The following is a 17,615-nucleotide window of genomic DNA, read 5'->3' on the forward strand; positions in this document are numbered from 1 at the left end:
CGCTGCTACGAATCTGGCCCGTCGGCTCGCCGAAGGCCATGGAAACAAGGCGGAATCCAGATGGACGCGTCATCGCAGACCACCGCTGAACGTCTTGTTGTCGGCCCGGCTCACCAGGCACACGGCGTAGAGCTCCGTCTCCTTGTTGTCGCCCCACCAGTCCTTGGAAGGCCAATTGATGTGGATCCGATGGTCCTTTCCTGCCTTCAGGTCCGCGCTCGTCTTGGCGCACGCGGCCTTCGCCGCGTCCCAGACCTTGTCGTCACCCGGCCAGGGCTGGGATTTGTCGAAGAGCTTCGGGTAGCCCACGATCTCGGCCCAATGGGGAAGCTCACAGCGCACGATCGGAACGTTGTTCGGCTCCGGACCCCACCTCTTCTTGTCCTTGACGCAACTCCCCACCGGGGGGTCCAGCTTTCTCTGCTTGCCGTACAGGCCCATCGGCACCACTGCCGCGTCCTCCGGTTTGGGCGGGGGATCGACGACGTGCTTGCCCCTGATCTGGTTGCCGTTGCGCGGGATCAGCACGCACGGCGCGTAGTTCTCGAACCGGCCGTCTCCGTCGTTCCATGCCTCTTTCGATGGCAAGAGGTAGTGGGTCGTGTACTCCTCGAAGATCAGGTCCTGGCGCGCCTGCAGCCTCGCGCACTCGAACATGGCCGTCGACTGGACCTGGTCGTCTCCGGGGTAGGGCGAGGGCGCCTTGCCGAGTGACACATAGCCCAGCACCTCGCCCCAGTGCGGCTCGCCGCAGTCGATCATGGGGACCTGCGAGTGATCGGCCTGCAAGCCCTCCTTGGTCTCCACGCACGAACCCACGGGGGCGTTGTCCGCCTTGACCTCGGAGAAGAGCGCGGCCGTGGACGCGGAGTTCCAGCCGAACCACTCCGTCGTCAGGAGGAACAGGCCGATCAGAACGCCGATCCACATCAGGAACTTGACCCCGCGAAAGAGCCGTCTGAAGAACCCCCGCGGCGCGGGCGACAACGGGCGCGGGGCAGCCGAAGGGCGTCGGGTGGTCGACGAGCGGCGAGGGGCGGTCAAGGGCCGGCGGGGCGGGCTGATCCTCAGCTTGTCGGCTATCTCGTCGATCACATCGTCCGCCCACGGCTGGTCACGCAAGGCTCGCCTGACCTTGCGCAGGACCTCGCCGGCCAGGTCGGGGCGGCCGAGGTCCACAAACGTCCTCGCCTGTTGCTCGATCATCTCGAAGGACTTGACGGCCTCCTTCAGCAAGGCGCGGTTCTGCTCGATCCGCTCCAGGGTGTGGGGATCCGAGCTCAGCTTGCTCGCCTTGTCGAGCAGTCTCCGTGCGGACGCGTCGGCCGCAGGCCCCTGGCTGTCCAGCAATGCCGTGGCACAGTTGTTGAGCACGACCGCGGCCTCGTTACGCACGCCGGCCGTGCGGCGGTGCCGGCCGTGCGGCACCACCGCCTCCAGCCGGCGCAGGCTCGGCAGGACCCGCTCGTCCACGGTCGAAGCCGCCCGCCCGGGCTCGTCGGCGTCGAGCGCCTGCATCGCGTCCGACAGCGCCGTCCGCGTGTCCTCGAAAACCGGCGCGACGATGTCCTCCAGCAGGTCGTCGACCACCTTCCCCGGCACCAGCGGCCAACCTCGGGCCACCTCCGCGAGCCGCCCCTGGCTCTGCCCCGGCCGGGCCGCGAGCTCGATCAGCGGCCTGACCAGCGCCGTCGGCAGCTCCCTACGAAGGGTGTCAACGTCGGACTCGTTCAGCTGCCGGTCGTCCAGCGCTGCGGCCCGGTGCCGGACGTGATCCCAGAAGACGGCCCGGCGCAGGACCTCCCGCCACCGCCGTCCGGCCTCGGACCACAGCTTCTCCAGATCGTCCAGCTCCCGGCCGGCCGGGTGGACGGCCGAGGCCTCCCGTTCGAGTGCGGCGCTGTGTGCCCGCACCGCCTGGTCATGGTCGCGACGCAGATTGCGGGGGCAGGAGCAGTCGGCGTCGGGGGTGTCCCAGAGCCAGAACAGCTCGTGGACCAGCCGGGGGCGGGCATCTCCCTGGAGAAGGTCGAAGGCCGCGCGGACCTCGTTGAGGCCGAGATCATGCCCGAGGTCGATGTCGGCGCCGACCTCGAGCGCGGGGATGACGTGCCGCCTGCGTTGCCTGATGGTTCGCCGATCAGCGTACGTCGACACCCCGGTGATCCGGAACGCGTTACGCGTGTACAGTGCCGCTCCGGCCGCCTCGGCCAATGCCGCGCTGATCGTATTGTCTGCCCCGAACATTTCCTCCCCATCACCATCGAGATTCCGCTGACAAGAGCTTGGCGGGGACTCTCGCCGGACTCCATGGCATGAGCATGGAACCCAGATGGTCATTCAATGGTTGCGCCGTTCATTGCTAAATGAATTCATCACCTGGCGGCATACGCACCTCCCGGCAATGGTCACCGCCTGCACTGTCTCAGACCTGGTTCGGGACCGGTCCCGGGCCAGGTCTGAGACAGTGCAGGCGCGCCGACGGCGCGGAGAGAGGCGAGGCTCTATGGCTGCTCAGATGCCGGAAGGAGTGCCGGCAAGCGTGAAGTTCGCCCTCGTGAGGGTCTGGTTCGCGGCCTCCTGCATCCGGGCCCCTCGCGCCGTGGCGGTTCCGCTGGGTACGAGCCGTCGTCTTGGCCGTCGAGGCCGTTCCTGGACAGGATTGGTTCACGATATTCAGCGCTGAATGAGCCTTTTGGATAAGGCCGTCGCCTGTCCATGCATCGAGCAAACCGGCGCACAATTTGCAGCGAACGCACAGCCGCGACCTTATCAACGTACTTTCCATCTCGTTGCCATGGTTGTCGTAACGCGCTACGTCGATGCTGTGTCGTGCCGTACCGCGATCAGAGGGACGGCGGCAACAGCCTCCAGGTCTCTTCGAAGGAGCCGACGTTGACGAATCCAGGCACGGTGCTCGGCGGGCGTTACCGGCTCCAGGAGTGCATCGGGAGCGGTGGAATGGGCATGGTGTGGCGCGCCCATGACCAGGTGCTCGAGCGGTCTGTTGCCGTGAAAACGCTCCAGACGACCATGCTTGTCCCTTCAGCGGAGGCGATCCAACGGTTCCAGGTGGAGTCGCGCGCGGCCGCGGCGCTCGACGACCCGTACGTCGTGTCGGTCCACGACTACGGAATCGTCCAGGACGACGGCGGCACCGTGCCTTACCTGGTGATGCAGCTGGTCGAGGGGCAGACACTCGCCGAACTCCTCGACGGGCAGGGATGGTTGCCGGTCAGCCGGGCCATAGGTGTCGCCCTGCAGGTGTGCCGGGGGATAGCAGCCGTGCACAAGGCCGGCGTGGTCCACCGGGACATCAAGCCGTCCAACATCATGCTGACCGAACGCGGCGACGTGAAGGTCATGGACTTCGGCATCGCCAAGATCAGCGAGGACACCACCGGCATCACCGAGCCGGGTGCCGGGGCGATCGGGACGCTGCCGTACATGGCTCCCGAGCGGTTCGACAACGTGCCGGCCGCGACCAGCGCGGACCTGTACTCGGTGGGCTGTGTCCTGTACGAGATGCTCACCGGGCGCAGGCCGTTCAGCGCGACCGGCCCGGCACTCATCCAGCAGCACCATCGCGCGGTCCCGCGACCCCTGCACGAGCTCCGCTCCGATCTGCCCGAAGGTCTCTCGGAGCTGGTCATGCGGCTGCTCGCGAAGGATCCGAAGGAGCGTCCAACCGCCCGGGAGGCGGAGCACAAGCTCGCGACCCTCTCCGTGGCCGGGGGGACGTCGCCCACCCCTACAGTGAGGAGGCCGAGCATGCCTCGTTCAGGCAAATATCAGACCCCGCTGCCCAGTTGGGCCTTCGTCGGGACGTCCGGTGGCGTGGGGAAGACCACGCTCGCCATGATGACGGCCGAGCTGCTCGCCGAGTCGGGCAACACTGTTCTGTACCTGGATGCCGACATCGCGCACTTCGGCGGTACGAGCGAGTGGTGCCAGCGGGCGCGCGCCCGTGTGGGCAGGGTCCGCACGTTCGCCGATCACGTCGCGGCGTTCTCCCAGGCCCAGACCGACATGCCGACCAGGGACCTCAGCGACAACCTCATCGATGTCACTCCGGATTATCTGCGGCGGCACGACTGCGGAAGAATCTTGCTCCTGCCGGCGGCGCGGGCCGGCGACAAGCTGTTCGTCTTCGAACTCGTGGCCGAGATCAAGGACAGCAGGTCCAACGAGGTGTGCCAGGAGATCTTGGACGCCGCCTTCGAACGGGGCATCCGCAAGGGAGCGACCTGTGTGGTGGTCGACTGCGGAGCGCAGTTCGACCCGCTCGTGGTGAATTGCCTCGCGGCAGCGCACCATCCCTTCGTCGTGGCCGCCGCACGGGCCGGGGCCAAGGACCAGCGGGAGGCGATTCTGAGCAACTGCGTCGAGACCGTCGACGACTTCAACCGGATGCGCGTCGAGACGATCGTCAACCGTGTCCCGAGCCGCGATGCCCTGATCCGGCACTGGGGGGAGCCGGGTTATGGCCGTTCAGACATGAACTTCCACTGGCTGCCCTTCGACCGCAAGCTCTTCCAGGACTGGGAGGAAGGGCGCCCCAACTTCGAACTCGGTTACGACGATCTGAGTCAGGCCTTGCACGAGGTGCTCGTGGTGTCCGACCAGAACAGCTGTGATGGGCTGCACCGGGATCTGCTGCCCGACGAGTGGGACCGGTTCAGCAAGTGGGCCCTGTGGCTGCTGAGCAATCCCGGCTGGGCGGAGGCTCGGTGGAACGCCCTCGGGCGGGTCGTGCACCGGTCCTATGCTCTCGCGGCGGGTTTCTTCGCGGTGTGGGCGGTCGGCCTCACCAGCATGCTTGTGCACCTCTTCGCCGACGAGCCGGTTGCCGGTCAGCCCGCTCAGGATCCGTCGTTCCTGCCACAGTGGCTGTCCGTCACGATGGTCGTGCTCTTCACGCTGTGCCTGCTCGGAAACAGCCTGGCGGGAACACTGGTACGCCGTCGTCGACGAGTCCTGGCCGAAGTCATGCGGCACAGCGCCTCGGCGGACAAGCTCCGAAGATGGTTCTCCGTACCGCTCGACGACGGTCCATGGTGGAAGGTCTGGCAGTCCAGCCGCCGCTCGGCCATCGAGTGGCTGCACCAGCAGGTGGCGGCCGTACGTGCGAGTCAACTGCCCTCCAGCGCGGCAATTGAGGTCCGAGGATGATCGAGTTCGGCTTCACCTGCTCGTACACGACTGTCAGGGACGTCGAAGGCACCTCTCCGTGCGGCCGCGATGCCGCGCGGCGCACGGGCGGCGAGCCGAAATGCCTGGGGCACTGGGTGGTCGCCGAGATGATCCGCGGCTTCAGAGTGACGGATCGCTTCCCCAGGATCTGGGGAGGATTCCTCGCGTGCATAGCTGCGCAGGGGTTCTCCTCGGTTCTGGCACAGCTGTGGGATCCACCTGGTGGCGCCGGCCACAAGCTCTCGGGTCTGGCCCTGGTCGTCACGTCCATAGTGGCGTGCTACCTCGGCAGCCTGAGCATCGTCCTCGGTCTGGAGCGCCCACTGGGCGGCATGCTCTGGCTGTACCTGGCCCCGCTGGGGGCGGCGGCCATAGCCGTGCACGGGGGCGCCGTCATGGAGGGCTTGGAATCCTCCTCCCTCATAGGGGTGAGGGACACCTCTGGGGCGTTCGGGCCACTGAGCGCGCTCGGGGAGTTGGCGATCGCCCTGATAATCGCCGCGTGGTGGCTGGGGTTCTGGCTGTTCTATTTCCACAAGTACGGGTGGCTGCCCTGGCTGAGCCTGATCGGCACGGTCCTGACGGTGGGCCTCATCATCACAGGAGTGGCTCTGACCATTGCCACGAGCGATCGCCTGACCGATCTGGCGTGGTGGATTCTCATGGGGATCGCGTCCGTGACCCTCACGGTGGGAGTCTCCCGTTTCAAGAAGCTGATGACCAAGCTGCGGGTCTGAGCGTGCCGATGGTCGCAGCCGCTGTCTCTAGGGCTGGAGGGTGTCCAGGGCGGCCAACTCATCGGGGGTGAGCTCGACGGCGGCCGCGTCCAGGTTCTCCTCCAGGTGGGCGAGCGAGCCGGTGCCCGGCGTGGGCAGGATGACGGGCGAGTGGTGCAGCAGCCACGCCAGCGCCACCTGGCCGGCGGCGGCCCCGTGCCGCCGTGCGACCTCGGGCAGGACGGCGCGGGCCAGCGAGCCGTTCCCCAGCGGGAACCACGGCAGGAACGCCAGCCCGCGCTCCTCGCACACCCGCAGAACCGGCTCGGACTCGCGGTCCAGCAGGTTGAAGCGGTTCTGGACCGCGGCGATCTCCGTGATCTCCAGTGCCCGCTCCAGCTCCTCCACGGTGACCGTGTCGAGGCCGATGTGCCGGATCTTGCCCTCTCGCCGCAGCTCGGCGAGCGTGCCGAGCTGGTCGGCCAGCGGCACGTCCGGGTCGATCCGGTGGAGTTGGTAGAGGTCGATGGTGTCGGTCCTGAGCCGGCGCAGGCTCGCCTCGCACATGGCGCGCAGCTGCTCGGGCCGCCCGGCGACATGCCAGAGGTTGGGGCCGGTACGGACGACGCCGCCCTTGGTCGCCACCACCAGATCGCCGGGGTAGGGGTGGAGCGCCTTCGCCACCAGCTCTTCGGCCAGGTCGGGCCCGTAGTTGTCGGCCGTGTCGATGAGCGTCACCCCGCGCTCCACGGCGCGGCGCAGGATGGCGGCGGCCTGGCCGGGGTCGAGGCGCGGCCCCCAGTAGCCGGGCCCGGTGAGCATGCCGGTGCCGTACCCGAGCCGGCTGACCCGCAGTTCGCCCGCGATGTCGAAACTCTGACTGATCATTGTGTCCTCTCAGTAGCTGTGGCCGGCCGTGACGTCGGCGGAGGCCGACACCGCCCGCTCGGCCGCGCCGCCGCGCAGCGCGAGCACGATCATGGACAGCGTGTCGACGATGGTGAGGTGGGCCAGGCGGCTGGCGACCGCCTCCATCCCGAAGACGAGGTCCTGCCCGCCGCCTACGAGCACCCATGTGCTCTCTTCTGCCAGCGGCGAGCTGGCGTAGCTGGTGATCGCCACGACCTGGGCCCCGGCGGCGCGGGCGCGGCGGGCGGTGTCGACGGTGGAGCGGGTGGCGCCGCTGTGGCTGATCGCCAGGCAGACCGATGGCTGCGGAAGCAGCTCGGCGGCCAGGTGCGCGGTGAGGGGGTCGGGCGGCAGGTCCACCGGCAGTCCGAGGGCCCGCAGCCGGTAGGCGGCGTCGAGGGCGACCGCTCCTGACAGGCCGGTGGCGGCGACCAGGACCCGGGCGGCTCCACTGAGCGCCTCGGCGGCGGCGTTCAGGCCCTCGCGGGACAGTGTGGCGCCGAGCCCGCCGAGCGCCTCCCTCGCGGCACGGACGGTCGCGGCCAGCGGGTCGTGATCGTCCTGGGGCTCGGGGCCCGGCGACGCCTCGCGGGCGGCGGCGATCTTCAGCTCCTGATAGCCGCCAAGCCCGAGCCGCCGGCACGCCCGCACGACGGTGGACGCCGAGGTGCCGGCCAGCCGCGCCACGTCGCTCACGCTCAGGTGGACGAGCCCGGCGCCCTGGTCGAGCACCACCTGCGCGACCCGCGCCTCGGCGTCGTGCAGCCCGGCAAGCCGGGCCCGCACGGTCGCCGCGAGGGAATTTCGTTCCATGGTGGGAGCGTAGCAGAGAACGAAATTCTGCGCCGTCTCGTCGCCGCCGGCCGACAGAGTTCGGGTATTGAGGTCGCTACCTTAAATAGGTGATATGCATATCCTATTTTTGGCGGGAGTATCGCAGCTTTCGCTGAAACGCGCAATATGCGTGACAAAAAATGCCACTTGCACATTTAGGCAAGATGCGCATTTCTCGGAGGCAGATGCCCGGTAATGATGAGTGCCCGACATCGATTCGACAGGAGCGCCGATGAGAAGACTGCTGACCGCCATCGTCGTCGCGGCGGCCGCCGTCATGTGCCTTTCTCCCTCCCCGGCAGGAGCATCGACGCAGATGCTCGGCCCCAGCTCGGACGTCTGCGCAAACGCCCCCATCCCCACCGGCTCGATGCCGACGGCCTACTTCGACTGGTACCAGTGTGGCCAGCCCGGCACCATCTACTACAACGCGAAAACCGTCAAGGTCATCAGCGACACCTCCGCCGGCGGCACGGTGACCACCTGCATCACGCCTCCGCCCCCGGCCGGGTTCTATGCCACGACGCTGTCCTACTCCACCAATTGTGAAATCAGCAAGACCCCCAACGGCGTCCTCAATAACCAGCAGACCCTCACCAACATCAACGGTCTGCCCTCCGGCCGCACCCTCATCATCTGCGGCGTCCAGTCGGCGCCGCCCGGCTGGACGGTCCAAGCCGTCGTACAGAGCTACCTGTGCGTGTACGCCCGAGGCGGCGGTGTCGGCGACAACGCCGTATCGATCCGCAAGCTCTGAGCCCGACGGTCACCGAGCCTGACACCCCGGCCGAGGAGGTGTCAGGCTCTGATCGATGTCGACCAGGGGGTATGCGAACCCACCTTGGCGCTCGGAACACCGGCCTGGGCGAGAAGGCTCAGTGCCGCCGCTGACCCGGTGCCGGCCTCGGCGGTCGCCACGACAATGCGCTGGCCCTCCACCTGCGGGACGTTCAGGGTCTGGAGGTTGAGCTGCATGTGGCCCACGAGCGGGTGGTGCATGTGGTAGGTCGCGAGGTCCCACTTCCTGACCCGGTGCTCGGACCACATGCCGGCGAACTCCGGGCTCTTCATGGTCAGTTCACCGATCAGCGCGGCCAGCCGAGGATCGTCCGGATACTGCCCGGCGGCGAGCCGCAGTTTCCCCACCACGTCCCTGGCCTTCTTCGGCCAGTCCACGTACAGGTCCCGCGTGTGCGCGTCCAGGAAGACCAGCCGGGCCGTGTTCGGACGCTGGTCGGGCTGATCGGGGATGTGCGGGTCCAGATGCCCGGCGAACAGTGCGTGTCCCGTGCGGTTCCAGGCCAGTACGTCGCTGCGGCGCCCGACCACGACCGCGGGCGCGTCGCCGAACGCGGCGAGCAGCTGCTGGGTCGTGTCTCCCGCTCGCTCCGGCGCGGGCCTGCGCCGGGTGCCGGTGCGGCGCGAGGCGCGGGCCAGGTCGTGCAGGTGGGCCCGCTCCACCTCGTCAAGACCGAGGGCACGGGCCAGCGCGTCCAGCACCTCCGGTGACGCGTTGAGCGAGAGCCCCTGCTCCAGGCGCGTGTAGTAGGACAGGCCCACCCCGGCGAGCTGCGCCAGTTCGTCACGGCGCAGCCCCGGCACGCGACGGCGCTCCCCGAAATCCGGAAGCCCCACATCCGCCGGTTGCAATTGCGACCGGCGCATCCTGAGAAACTCCCCCAACCCCGTCTTCTTGTTCATACGCCAAGTATCGAGCACCGGGATACCGGCAGCCTGCCCCCGCCAGGGGCAGGCTGCCGACGGCCGGCGACGGCAAACTCGGAGCCACGAGCAAGACGCAGGACCGGCACAGAGCCGGCCGGCGTCAGCGGACAGGAGCCCGGTACGGCAACTTCGCCGTCCACGCGGCACCGGCTGCGGCTCGACCCGACTCACCTGAACACGGCATCCACACGCTGTCCGGCACGCCGGGCCGGACAGCGTCTTCGGAAGGAAACAACACCCCATGAAGCTGAAGCAGTCCGCGATCGCCCTGGCCCTGTCCGCCATGACGGTCCCCGGCATCGTGCTGGCCGGCACCACCCCCGCCCTCGCCGCTTCCGACCGGCAGGCTGCCACCACCTCCGGTCACTCCCGTCCTGCGGCGCCCACCATCGACGCCAAGGGGCCGGGGGTCTTCCCCCACTCCGCGGACTACTACCCGGGCTCCCGCAAGTTCGTGACGGGTTCGCTGGCGCACAGCACCATCTCCTCCGTCGACCTCAAGGGCAGGGTACGCACCATCATCGACGACAAGAAGCTGGTGTCGGTGCAGGCCGTGCGGGTCGACTCCAAGGGGAACAGGATCCTGGCCGGCAACGTGGACTACGGGACGGCCGAACGTTCCACGAAGGCCACCACGTTCAAGGTCGCAGGCGTGGCCGCCTACCAGATCGGCAGCGGGCGCAGGCTCTGGTACGCCGACCTGAACAAGGTCGCGGGCGACGACAAGCAGCATCTCGTGGCCGACGTGACGGTCGCCCCGGACGGCACGGCATACGCGGTCGACCAGCTCTCCTCGACGATCTTCCGCATCGACCGCAAGGGCCGGGCCTCCGTCCTGGTGAGCCACAAGCTGCTGGCCGGGAACGTGGACGTCCCGAACTTCCTGAACAACGTGGGCATGAGCGCCGTCGCATGGATGCCCGGCAACCTCCTCATCGTCGCCAAGGCCGACGGCAGCCTGGTGCGGGTGCCGGTCGACAACCCCAAGAAGGCCGTCAAGGTCAAGCTCTCCAAGAACCTCAAGGCCCTCACCGCGGGCATCCGGGTCCTGCCGGACAAGTCGCTCGCCGTGGTCAGCAGCGGCCTGCTCAGCGGGAAGGCCGCCGTCGTGCAGCGGGTCCGCCCCGGCCGTGACTGGAAGTCCGCCACCGTCAAGGTCACCGACACCGTCACCGACCCGGTCACCAGCGGCATCACGGCCGGCCCCCGAGGCGCGACCTACGCGCTCAGCGGCGGCCTGGCCGCCCTGCTGGCCGGCAAGCCGAACGACGGCTTCACGCTGCGCCCGGTCGACGTGCGCTGACCCGCCAAGCCGACGCCTGTCTCCCCGGGCCGGTTCAGAAGACCGGCCTGGAGCAGCTCACCGCCGACGAGTTGGTGAAGGCCACACACCAGGTGTGCCCGTACTCCAACGCCACCCGGGGGAACATCGAGGTGACCCTCACGGCCACTGTCCAGTAGGGAACTTCGGACGGCTGCCGTCCTGCTGCCAGGTCGGCTCAGCGCGTCAGCGCGGCGCCCAGCAGGCGGATCACCTCGGCCTCGCCGGGGTCGGCGTCGTCGCCGGATGGCGCGTGTTCGGTGATGGCTGCCCCGATGATGTCGTCCACCCGGGAGATGAGGTCGATCAGTCGCTGCGGCCGCACGCCGTTCGGCTCCGGGTAGCAGGTTGCGCCGAAGGCGGTGGGCTCCAGGACGTCGAGGTCGACGTGGACGTACACGGGGCCGCGCAGACCGTCGAGCGCGCGCTCCAGGTCGTCGACCCCATACCTGCGCAGGCCGGTCTTCGCGAGGTACTCGTGCTCGGACGCGTCACCCGCTCGCTCTCCAGTGATGATCACCTGATGCGGTGCCAGCGGATGCTCCAAGGTGAGGCCGGTGGGCCCGTCTCCGAGCAGGGCGCGCACCACCATCCCGTGGAAGGCGCCCGACGGCAGCGTCTGCGGGCTGTAGACGTCCGGGTGGGCATCGATCCACAGCACCGTCAAGGCGTCCCCATAGCGGGTGTGGGCAGCGGCGATCGGCGCGATGTCGACCGCGCAGTCGCCGCCGATGGTGATCACCCGGTCGTCGATGCCGGCCAGTGCTTTCCGCGTCAGCCGCTGGTTCTCCACAAGCACGTCGTACGCCCGGATCCCGGCGGCCTTGTCCCCGTCTGTTTCAAGCACCGGCACGGTGATCACCGTGCCGGCCGGAACGAGCTCTGCGGCGCGGCGAGCGCCGGCCATCAGCTGCGGCGCCTTGCTCGACGCTGATCCTTGCCATTGGGGTACGCAGAGTGCAGTCGTCATACGGCGACAATACGAGACGCCCGATAGCTTTCTCATTATTGATAGTGATAATGTCTCCATCGTGAGCAGTTCGACAGAGCGCTGGGCCGAGTTGGCGCTTCATCCCGTACGCATCCGCATCCTGGGCGCCGTGGCCGGCGGCCGGCGCACGGCATCCGACCTGGCCGGCCTGCTGCCCGACGTGCCGCAGGCGACGCTGTACCGGCAGATCGCCACGCTGGCCAAGGCAGGCCTGCTGGAGGTGGTGGAAGAGCGCAAGGTCGGAGGGGCGACGGAGCGGGTGTACGCGGTGCCGGAAGGTGGGGTGACGCCTACCGCCGAAGCGCTGGCCTCGGCCTCCCCGGAGGATCACGCGCGGTATTTCACCGCGTTCGTCAGCAGCCTGCTGTCGGAGTTCTCGCGCTATCTCGCCAGGGAGCACGTCGACCTGGCGGCCGACGGCGCCGGCTACCAGCAGGTGGTGCTGCACCTGGACGACGAGGAGTTCGTCCGCTTCGCACAGGGGTTCGCCGAGCTGGTCCAGCCCTTGCTCGCGAACGAGCCGGGGCATGGCCGCACGGCCCGGTTGCTGGCGACGATCCTCCTCCCCCTGAGGAAAGAAGGCTGACACATGGCGACGGTCATCATCAACGACGGTTCGATCATTCTGCGGTTCGGTTCGTGGGAACGATTCTTCGCCGGCCGCGCCCGGCACACCATTCCCCTGGCGGCCGTGCGGCAGGCGATCACCACGGACGAGCCGCTGCGCGTCCCGCGCGGCGCGAGAAGGGGACTGACGGTATCGGGCCACACCAAGATCGGCGTGTGGGGCCTCTACGGCGGCCCGCGGCAACTGGTCGCGGTCAACCGCCACCTGCCAGGGCTCCACCTGCTGCTGGATCGCGCGAGCTCCGGCGGCGAGTTCGACGAGGTCGTCGTCTCGGTCCCCGACGCCGACCAGCTCGTCGAGGCCATCCGGGCCGTGGCCGCATGAGCGGCATCGAGCTCCGCAACCTGACCAAAAGGTACGGCGCGCTCACCGCCGTCGACGACCTCAGCTTCACCGTCAGGCCGGGAGCGGTCACCGCCTTCCTCGGCCCCAACGGGGCAGGCAAGACCACGACGATGCGCATGATGATCGGCCACGTCGCGCCCACCTCCGGCAGCGTGACGATCGGCGGACGGCGCTACCGCGACATCCCGCGTCCGACCACCGTGGTGGGCGCGGTCTTCGACGCCGCCTCCTTTCATCCGCACCACTCGGCCAGAGATCACCTGAGGATCTACGCCACGATGGGCGGCCACCCCGGCAGCCGGGTCGAGGACCTGCTCGGCCTGCTCGGCCTGGCCGAGGCCGGCGGACGCAGAACGGGCACCTTCTCCACCGGCATGCGCCAGCGGCTCAACCTGGCCACCGCCCTGCTGGGCGATCCCGGCGTCCTGCTGCTGGACGAACCCAGCAACGGCCTGGACCCCGAGGGCATGGCCTGGCTCCGGGCATTCCTGCGCGATCTGGCCGGGCAGGGCCGCACCGTCCTGGTCTCCAGCCACGTGCTCAGCGAGGTGCAGCAGGTCGCCGACGACGTGGTGGTCATCCGGCAGGGGCGGCTGCTGACCGCCGGGCCCCTGCGCGACCTCGCCGGCACGGCGCAATCCGTACGGGTGAGCAGCCCGGACGCCACCCGGCTCGCCCGCGTCCTGGCGCCCACCGCCCACCGGATAGACGTCGACGGCCCTCGGGACCTGCGCGTGCACGGGCTCGACCCCGCCCAGATCGCCGACCTGGCCGCCGCACACGAGCTGCGCGTCCACGGCCTGACCACCCACCAGCCCAGCCTGGAAGAGCTGTTCCTGAATCTGACCGGCGAACGGACGAACGCATGAAGCCCCTGATCCACGCCGAGTTCCGCAGGTTGCTCGCGACCCGGCTGTGGCTGGGCACTCTGCTCGTGGCCGCGCTCCTCGGCGGCGGCCTGATCGGTCTGCTGGCCCTGGTCGGGCCGGAGAACTTCGACCCCCCGATGCCGGGCCTGCACACCGAGGCCGGCGTGCGAGCCGTCATGGGCTTCCTCGGCTTCACCGCCTTCGTCCCTGCCGCGGTCGGCACTCTGGCCGTGACCTCGGAGTACCGGCACCGGACCATCAACTTCACGTTCCTGTACGCGCCGGACCGCTGGCGGGTGCTGGCCGCCAAGCTCATCACCTACGGGTTCGCGGGCATGATCTACGGGCTCGTCCTGTCGGGCACCGCGGCTGTGGCGTTGTTCGGCGCCGCTGCGGCCCGCGGCGTCAGCCTGGGGCTGCCCACCGGGACCGTCATCGAGCTGCTGGGCCGCCTGGCGGTCGCGATGGTCGCCTACACAGTGCTCGGCGTGGGCATGGGCGCGCTGATCCGCCACCAGATCGCGGCGCTGTGCGTGGTGATCGGCTACCTGTACGGGGCGGAGCTGCTGCTCATCATGATCCCGGGCGTCCGCGACCTGTACCCCTTGCTGCCCGGCGGCGCCACGGCGGCTCTGACCGACTTCACCGCCGTGGCCGACGCCATGGCCCAGCAACTGTCCAGCGAACCCGTCCAGTTGTTGTCCCCCCTGGCCGGAGCGCTGGTCCTGCTCGGGTACACCGCACTGGCGAGCACGGCCGCGCTCCTCCATCCGATGCGGCGTGACATAAGCTAGCTCGCATGTTCCGTGATGAGGATCTTGCTCTGCTCACACGGCCGCTCTACGCCTTCCTCACTGTCGCGCCACGCGGTGAACGCTGGCCCGCGCCGCGCCCGGTGTGGTTCGAGGTAGCCGGCGGCGACCTGCAGATGTTCTCCGTCCCGGATGCGCCGAAGCTCGAGCGTCTCCGGGAGCGCCCCCGTGCTTCCGTCGTCGTCGCGGCGCCACCTGGTGAGCCCGAACACTGGGTAGCGGTGGAGGGCTCGGTCACTCTCCACGATCAGGGTGGCGCCGAACTCGCGGCTCGTCTCGCCGAACGATACTGGGACATGAGCGCCCCGAACCACCAGAAGTTCCTCGACGAGTGGCTTGTCGGGGGCGTAGTGCGCATCGTCGTCCACCCAGAAGTGGTGAACCGCTTCTCCGCCTGAACAGTTTGGGCGTCCGCTACGGCAGCATGCCCACCAGCGCGGCCAGTTCGGGGTCGCTTTCGTACCGTCGCCGGTGCAGGTCGGCGATCTTCGCTCCCATCTGCGGGTCGTCATCGTCGGTGATGTCGTACGAGTCATACTTCTCGACCAGGGGCATGCCGATCCGGTCGGTGTGCGCGTGCGCCGGATGCGTCAGGTACTCCCAGTAGCCGTCGAGGTCCTCGATGACGAACACGCCGCCCCAGTCGAAGTCGCCTCCGTAGTCGCGGCCGACGACGAACGACTTCACCGCCGGGATGACCCGGCCCTGGTTGCGCATGCTCTCCAGCGCCTCCTCGATCTGCTCCTGTGTCACGCCCGCCGTGGCCTTCATACGGATGCTGTGGTAGATCATCGTGCTCCCCTCATAGGTGGTTGAACTATGAACGAGCCTGGTGTCTCGTCGCATCGGCACGAGTTGCCTATTCGAGGGCAGCGGCGCTTAGGCAAGGGCCCACGCTCCTTGGCCGACCGGAATTCAAGCTCGCTCTTCAGCGCAGGCCGGCACCGCTCGCGCGGCGGCGGTCATCGGAACCGGCCGAGGCTCTGACGCAGCAGTGAGTCGACTTCGTCGGCGTACAGCAGCGCGACGTCGATCCCCATGCCGGTGAAGTGGCCGGCGAGTTCGAGTGACAGCACGCCATGCAGCCGTGTCCAGAACGTCAGGGCCTGGCGCAGGACGGCCGTCGACGCCGTGGGATCAGGCGTCCAGTGCCGGTGGCTGTCGAGGTGAGCGCCGAAAGGGGTTTCCTGCGAGGGTATGTCCGCCTTGCGGTAAGCGCCGATCAACACGGCCATGATCTCCTGCGACAGAGCGACGGTGTCGGCGGGCGCCTGATAGCCGGGCACGGGTGTGCCGTAGATCAGCAGATACCGGTGGGGGTCGCTCAGGGCCCACGCGCGGACGACGTGAGCCAGCGCGGCGATGTCGGCACCGGAGTCGTATGCCTCGCGAACGGCGTCGGCGAGGCTGCGGTAGGCGTCCCTGATGAGCGCCGTGATCAGATCGTCGCGACTGGCGAAGTACCGGTAGAGGGCCGGGCCGCTCATGCCCAGATGCTTGGCGATCGCCTTGAGAGACAACGCTGACACGCCCGTGGCGGCGATCTGCTGCCAGGCGTGTTGCTTGATCTCGGCCTGCACCTGCGCCCGGTAGCGCTCGCGCGGGCTCGCCACCTCGCTGTCCATGGGTCGGCCTCTCCCTCGAGTTACAGGCTATCACCATTGCGATTGACGAAAGCTAGAAGCAGTTATAGGGTGTAACGAAAGAGAGCCAGGGTAACGCCATGGCCGTGCGTGCGCTGCTCGTCACCCGTACCGGAGAAGTGGTCTCGCTGATGCAGAGGGAACCGCGCTTCGACATGGCGGCTACGCCGGCCTGAACCTGGACCGGTTCGTCTGCGGTTTCAGCAGTCCCGGGCACCTGTCGTCCGCATTTCTGCGGGAGACCGGTGTCCGGCCCTCAGCCGTGCCGGCCAAGTAGCACGGCGACAACAACGCTATTGAGGAGCTTTCGATGACCGGCACAACCCTTGAGATCGTCATGCCCGGCAAGGTCGACCCGGACGGGTTGCAGATCCGCACCCGGCCGCTTCCGGCACCGGCCTCCGGCAACGTCCTGCTGCGGATGGAGGCGACCGGCGTCTCGTTCGCCGAGCAGCAGATGCGCCGAGGCAGGTATTACGACCAGCCGCGTTTTCCCTTCGTGCCCGGCTACGACGTGGTCGGCACGGCGGTCGCGGCCGGCCCCGGCGTGGACGCCACGATGGTCGGCAAAAGGTACGCGGCCGTGACCAAGATCGGCGCCTGGGCCAGCCACGTCCAGGTGGACGCCGCCGACCTGGTCCCCGTGCCGGACGGCCTGGACGCGGCCGAGGTGGAAACCGTTCTCGTCAACGGCATCACTGCCTGGCAGATGCTGCACCGGATGGCCAAGGTCCGCCGCGGCGGGACGATCGTGGTCCTCGGCGCCAACGGCGGCGTCGGCACGACGCTGGTGCAACTGGCCCGCCACGCCGGGATCACGGTGATCGGCACCGCGTCGGCACGTCACCACGAGACGGTGCGGAAGCTGGGTGCGACCCCGGTCGACTACCGCGACCCCGGCATGTACGACCGGATCCGGCAGCTCGCCCCGGACGGCGTGGACGCGGTGTTCGACCACGTCGGCGGTACCGGGCTGCGGCAGTCGTGGCAGTTGCTGCGCCGAGGCGGAACCCTGGTGTCGTACGGGACCGCGGCCACCAAGGACGACGAGGGCAATGCCCGGCTGCCGGTCCTCAAGTCGTATTTCCGGCTGATGCTCTGGAACTATCTTCCCAACGGCCGCAACGCCTACTTCTACGACTTCTGGGCCGGCCGCCGGCAGGCGGATGCCTTCCGCGCCCGTCTGCGCGACGACCTCACCGAGGTGCTGATGCTGCTGGCAGCCGGGACGCTCGCCCCGCAGATCGCCGCGACGCTCCCGCTCTCCGACGCTGCGGCGGCTATGGCCCTGGCCGAGTCACGAACCGTGACCGGCAAAGTCGTCCTCGTGCCCGACGCCGGATAACGGTTCCTGTCCGCATGGAAGTCAGCCGCAGCGAAACCCAGCTCACAGCGTGGATCCGGGATTTCCCGAGCGGAACACGATCGCACAGATCTTTGACCGAATTTTGGCGGAAGTAGCCTAACTTTCGCCGCTACATCTTGGACATTCGGCCGAAAAGGGCGCGTACTTCCATCGACGGTCACCCTAACTATCACCCTCGACCCTCTGTGATTCCCACTCTTACACCCTCGCTCCCGAACCCACACGAGCAGCTGCACCCAGCCCTCACGCGAGTGGGGCGCCGT

At 68.4% G+C, this 17,615-nt stretch carries 17 protein-coding genes and 1 pseudogene; 11 read left to right on the forward strand and 7 right to left on the reverse strand.

Annotation, left to right across the window (positions count from 1 at the left end):
• Positions 1–69: 69 nt before the first annotated feature.
• Entirely contained in the window at positions 70–2,247 is a 2,178-nt protein-coding gene (locus tag ACFOY2_RS22320; RefSeq protein ID WP_379530007.1) for a septum formation family protein, read from the reverse strand.
• 648 nt (positions 2,248–2,895) lie between these two features.
• On the opposite strand from ACFOY2_RS22320, the gene ACFOY2_RS22325 reads away from it, so the two are divergent.
• Positions 2,896–5,172: a protein kinase domain-containing protein gene (locus ACFOY2_RS22325; protein ID WP_379530008.1), complete on the forward strand. Its 2,277-nt coding sequence runs from the start codon at positions 2,896–2,898 to the stop codon at positions 5,170–5,172.
• Positions 5,169–5,930, forward strand: coding sequence for a hypothetical protein (locus tag ACFOY2_RS22330; RefSeq protein ID WP_379530009.1), 762 nt, complete (start codon positions 5,169–5,171; stop codon positions 5,928–5,930). Before ACFOY2_RS22325 ends, ACFOY2_RS22330 begins: the two co-directional genes overlap by 4 nt.
• A gap of 27 nt (positions 5,931–5,957) precedes the next feature.
• Here the strand turns inward: ACFOY2_RS22330 and ACFOY2_RS22335 are convergent, their stop codons facing one another.
• Both ACFOY2_RS22335 and ACFOY2_RS22340 read right to left on the reverse strand, forming a co-directional pair.
• Complete coding sequence (locus tag ACFOY2_RS22335; RefSeq protein ID WP_379530010.1) at positions 5,958–6,797, reverse strand: aldo/keto reductase; 840 nt, start codon at positions 6,795–6,797, stop codon at positions 5,958–5,960.
• Positions 6,798–6,806: 9 nt separating this feature from the next.
• Complete coding sequence (locus tag ACFOY2_RS22340; RefSeq protein ID WP_379530011.1) at positions 6,807–7,631, reverse strand: MurR/RpiR family transcriptional regulator; 825 nt, start codon at positions 7,629–7,631, stop codon at positions 6,807–6,809.
• Positions 7,632–7,884: 253 nt separating this feature from the next.
• Between ACFOY2_RS22340 and ACFOY2_RS22345 the strand changes: the two genes are divergently transcribed.
• The gene (locus ACFOY2_RS22345) at positions 7,885–8,409 is read left to right on the forward strand and encodes a hypothetical protein (RefSeq protein ID WP_379530012.1); all 525 of its coding nucleotides are present in this window, start codon (positions 7,885–7,887) and stop codon (positions 8,407–8,409) included.
• Between the two features lie 41 nt (positions 8,410–8,450).
• On the opposite strand, the gene ACFOY2_RS22350 is transcribed toward ACFOY2_RS22345, so the two are convergent.
• Positions 8,451–9,353: a helix-turn-helix transcriptional regulator gene (locus ACFOY2_RS22350; protein ID WP_379530013.1), complete on the reverse strand. Its 903-nt coding sequence runs from the start codon at positions 9,351–9,353 to the stop codon at positions 8,451–8,453.
• A 265-nt stretch (positions 9,354–9,618) separates the two neighbouring features.
• Between ACFOY2_RS22350 and ACFOY2_RS22355 the strand changes: the two genes are divergently transcribed.
• Positions 9,619–10,680 carry a hypothetical protein gene (locus ACFOY2_RS22355; RefSeq protein WP_379530014.1) on the forward strand — a complete coding sequence of 354 codons (1,062 nt, stop codon included), beginning with the start codon at positions 9,619–9,621 and terminating at the stop codon, positions 10,678–10,680.
• 44 nt (positions 10,681–10,724) lie between these two features.
• A pseudogene (locus ACFOY2_RS22360) lies at positions 10,725–10,838 on the forward strand (osmotically inducible protein C); the annotation flags it as partial.
• 38 nt (positions 10,839–10,876) lie between these two features.
• Here the strand turns inward: ACFOY2_RS22360 and ACFOY2_RS22365 are convergent.
• The gene (locus tag ACFOY2_RS22365) at positions 10,877–11,668 is read right to left on the reverse strand and encodes an arginase family protein (RefSeq protein ID WP_379530015.1); all 792 of its coding nucleotides are present in this window, start codon (positions 11,666–11,668) and stop codon (positions 10,877–10,879) included.
• Between the two features lie 61 nt (positions 11,669–11,729).
• On the opposite strand from ACFOY2_RS22365, the gene ACFOY2_RS22370 reads away from it, so the two are divergent.
• The 5 genes from ACFOY2_RS22370 to ACFOY2_RS22390 are packed head-to-tail and all read left to right on the forward strand — an operon-like array spanning position 11,730 to position 14,741.
• Positions 11,730–12,275, forward strand: coding sequence for a helix-turn-helix domain-containing protein (locus ACFOY2_RS22370; RefSeq protein WP_379530016.1), 546 nt, complete (start codon positions 11,730–11,732; stop codon positions 12,273–12,275).
• Between the two features lie 3 nt (positions 12,276–12,278).
• The gene (locus tag ACFOY2_RS22375; protein WP_379530017.1) at positions 12,279–12,641 is read left to right on the forward strand and encodes a hypothetical protein; all 363 of its coding nucleotides are present in this window, start codon (positions 12,279–12,281) and stop codon (positions 12,639–12,641) included.
• Entirely contained in the window at positions 12,638–13,531 is an 894-nt protein-coding gene (locus ACFOY2_RS22380; protein ID WP_379530018.1) for an ATP-binding cassette domain-containing protein, read from the forward strand. The genes ACFOY2_RS22375 and ACFOY2_RS22380 overlap by 4 nt, the downstream gene beginning before the upstream one ends.
• Entirely contained in the window at positions 13,528–14,325 is a 798-nt protein-coding gene (locus tag ACFOY2_RS22385; protein ID WP_379530019.1) for an ABC transporter permease, read from the forward strand. The genes ACFOY2_RS22380 and ACFOY2_RS22385 overlap by 4 nt, the downstream gene beginning before the upstream one ends.
• Before the next feature lie 5 nt (positions 14,326–14,330).
• Positions 14,331–14,741, forward strand: a complete 411-nt coding sequence (locus ACFOY2_RS22390) for a pyridoxamine 5'-phosphate oxidase family protein (RefSeq protein ID WP_379530020.1) — start codon at positions 14,331–14,333, stop codon at positions 14,739–14,741.
• A gap of 16 nt (positions 14,742–14,757) precedes the next feature.
• Here the strand turns inward: ACFOY2_RS22390 and ACFOY2_RS22395 are convergent, their stop codons facing one another.
• Positions 14,758–15,135, reverse strand: a complete 378-nt coding sequence (locus tag ACFOY2_RS22395) for a Dabb family protein (RefSeq protein WP_379530021.1) — start codon at positions 15,133–15,135, stop codon at positions 14,758–14,760.
• A 170-nt stretch (positions 15,136–15,305) separates the two neighbouring features.
• Complete coding sequence (locus tag ACFOY2_RS22400; RefSeq protein ID WP_379530022.1) at positions 15,306–15,968, reverse strand: TetR/AcrR family transcriptional regulator; 663 nt, start codon at positions 15,966–15,968, stop codon at positions 15,306–15,308.
• A gap of 328 nt (positions 15,969–16,296) precedes the next feature.
• Here ACFOY2_RS22400 and ACFOY2_RS22405 point away from each other — a divergent pair, with 328 nt between their 5' ends.
• Positions 16,297–17,331 (forward strand): medium chain dehydrogenase/reductase family protein, encoded by a 1,035-nt coding sequence (locus ACFOY2_RS22405; RefSeq protein ID WP_379530023.1) that lies wholly within the window; start codon positions 16,297–16,299, stop codon positions 17,329–17,331.
• Positions 17,332–17,615: the final 284 nt, after the last annotated feature.

This window comes from Nonomuraea purpurea, assembly GCF_042650645.1.
GTDB classification, from domain to species: domain Bacteria; phylum Actinomycetota; class Actinomycetes; order Streptosporangiales; family Streptosporangiaceae; genus Nonomuraea; species Nonomuraea purpurea.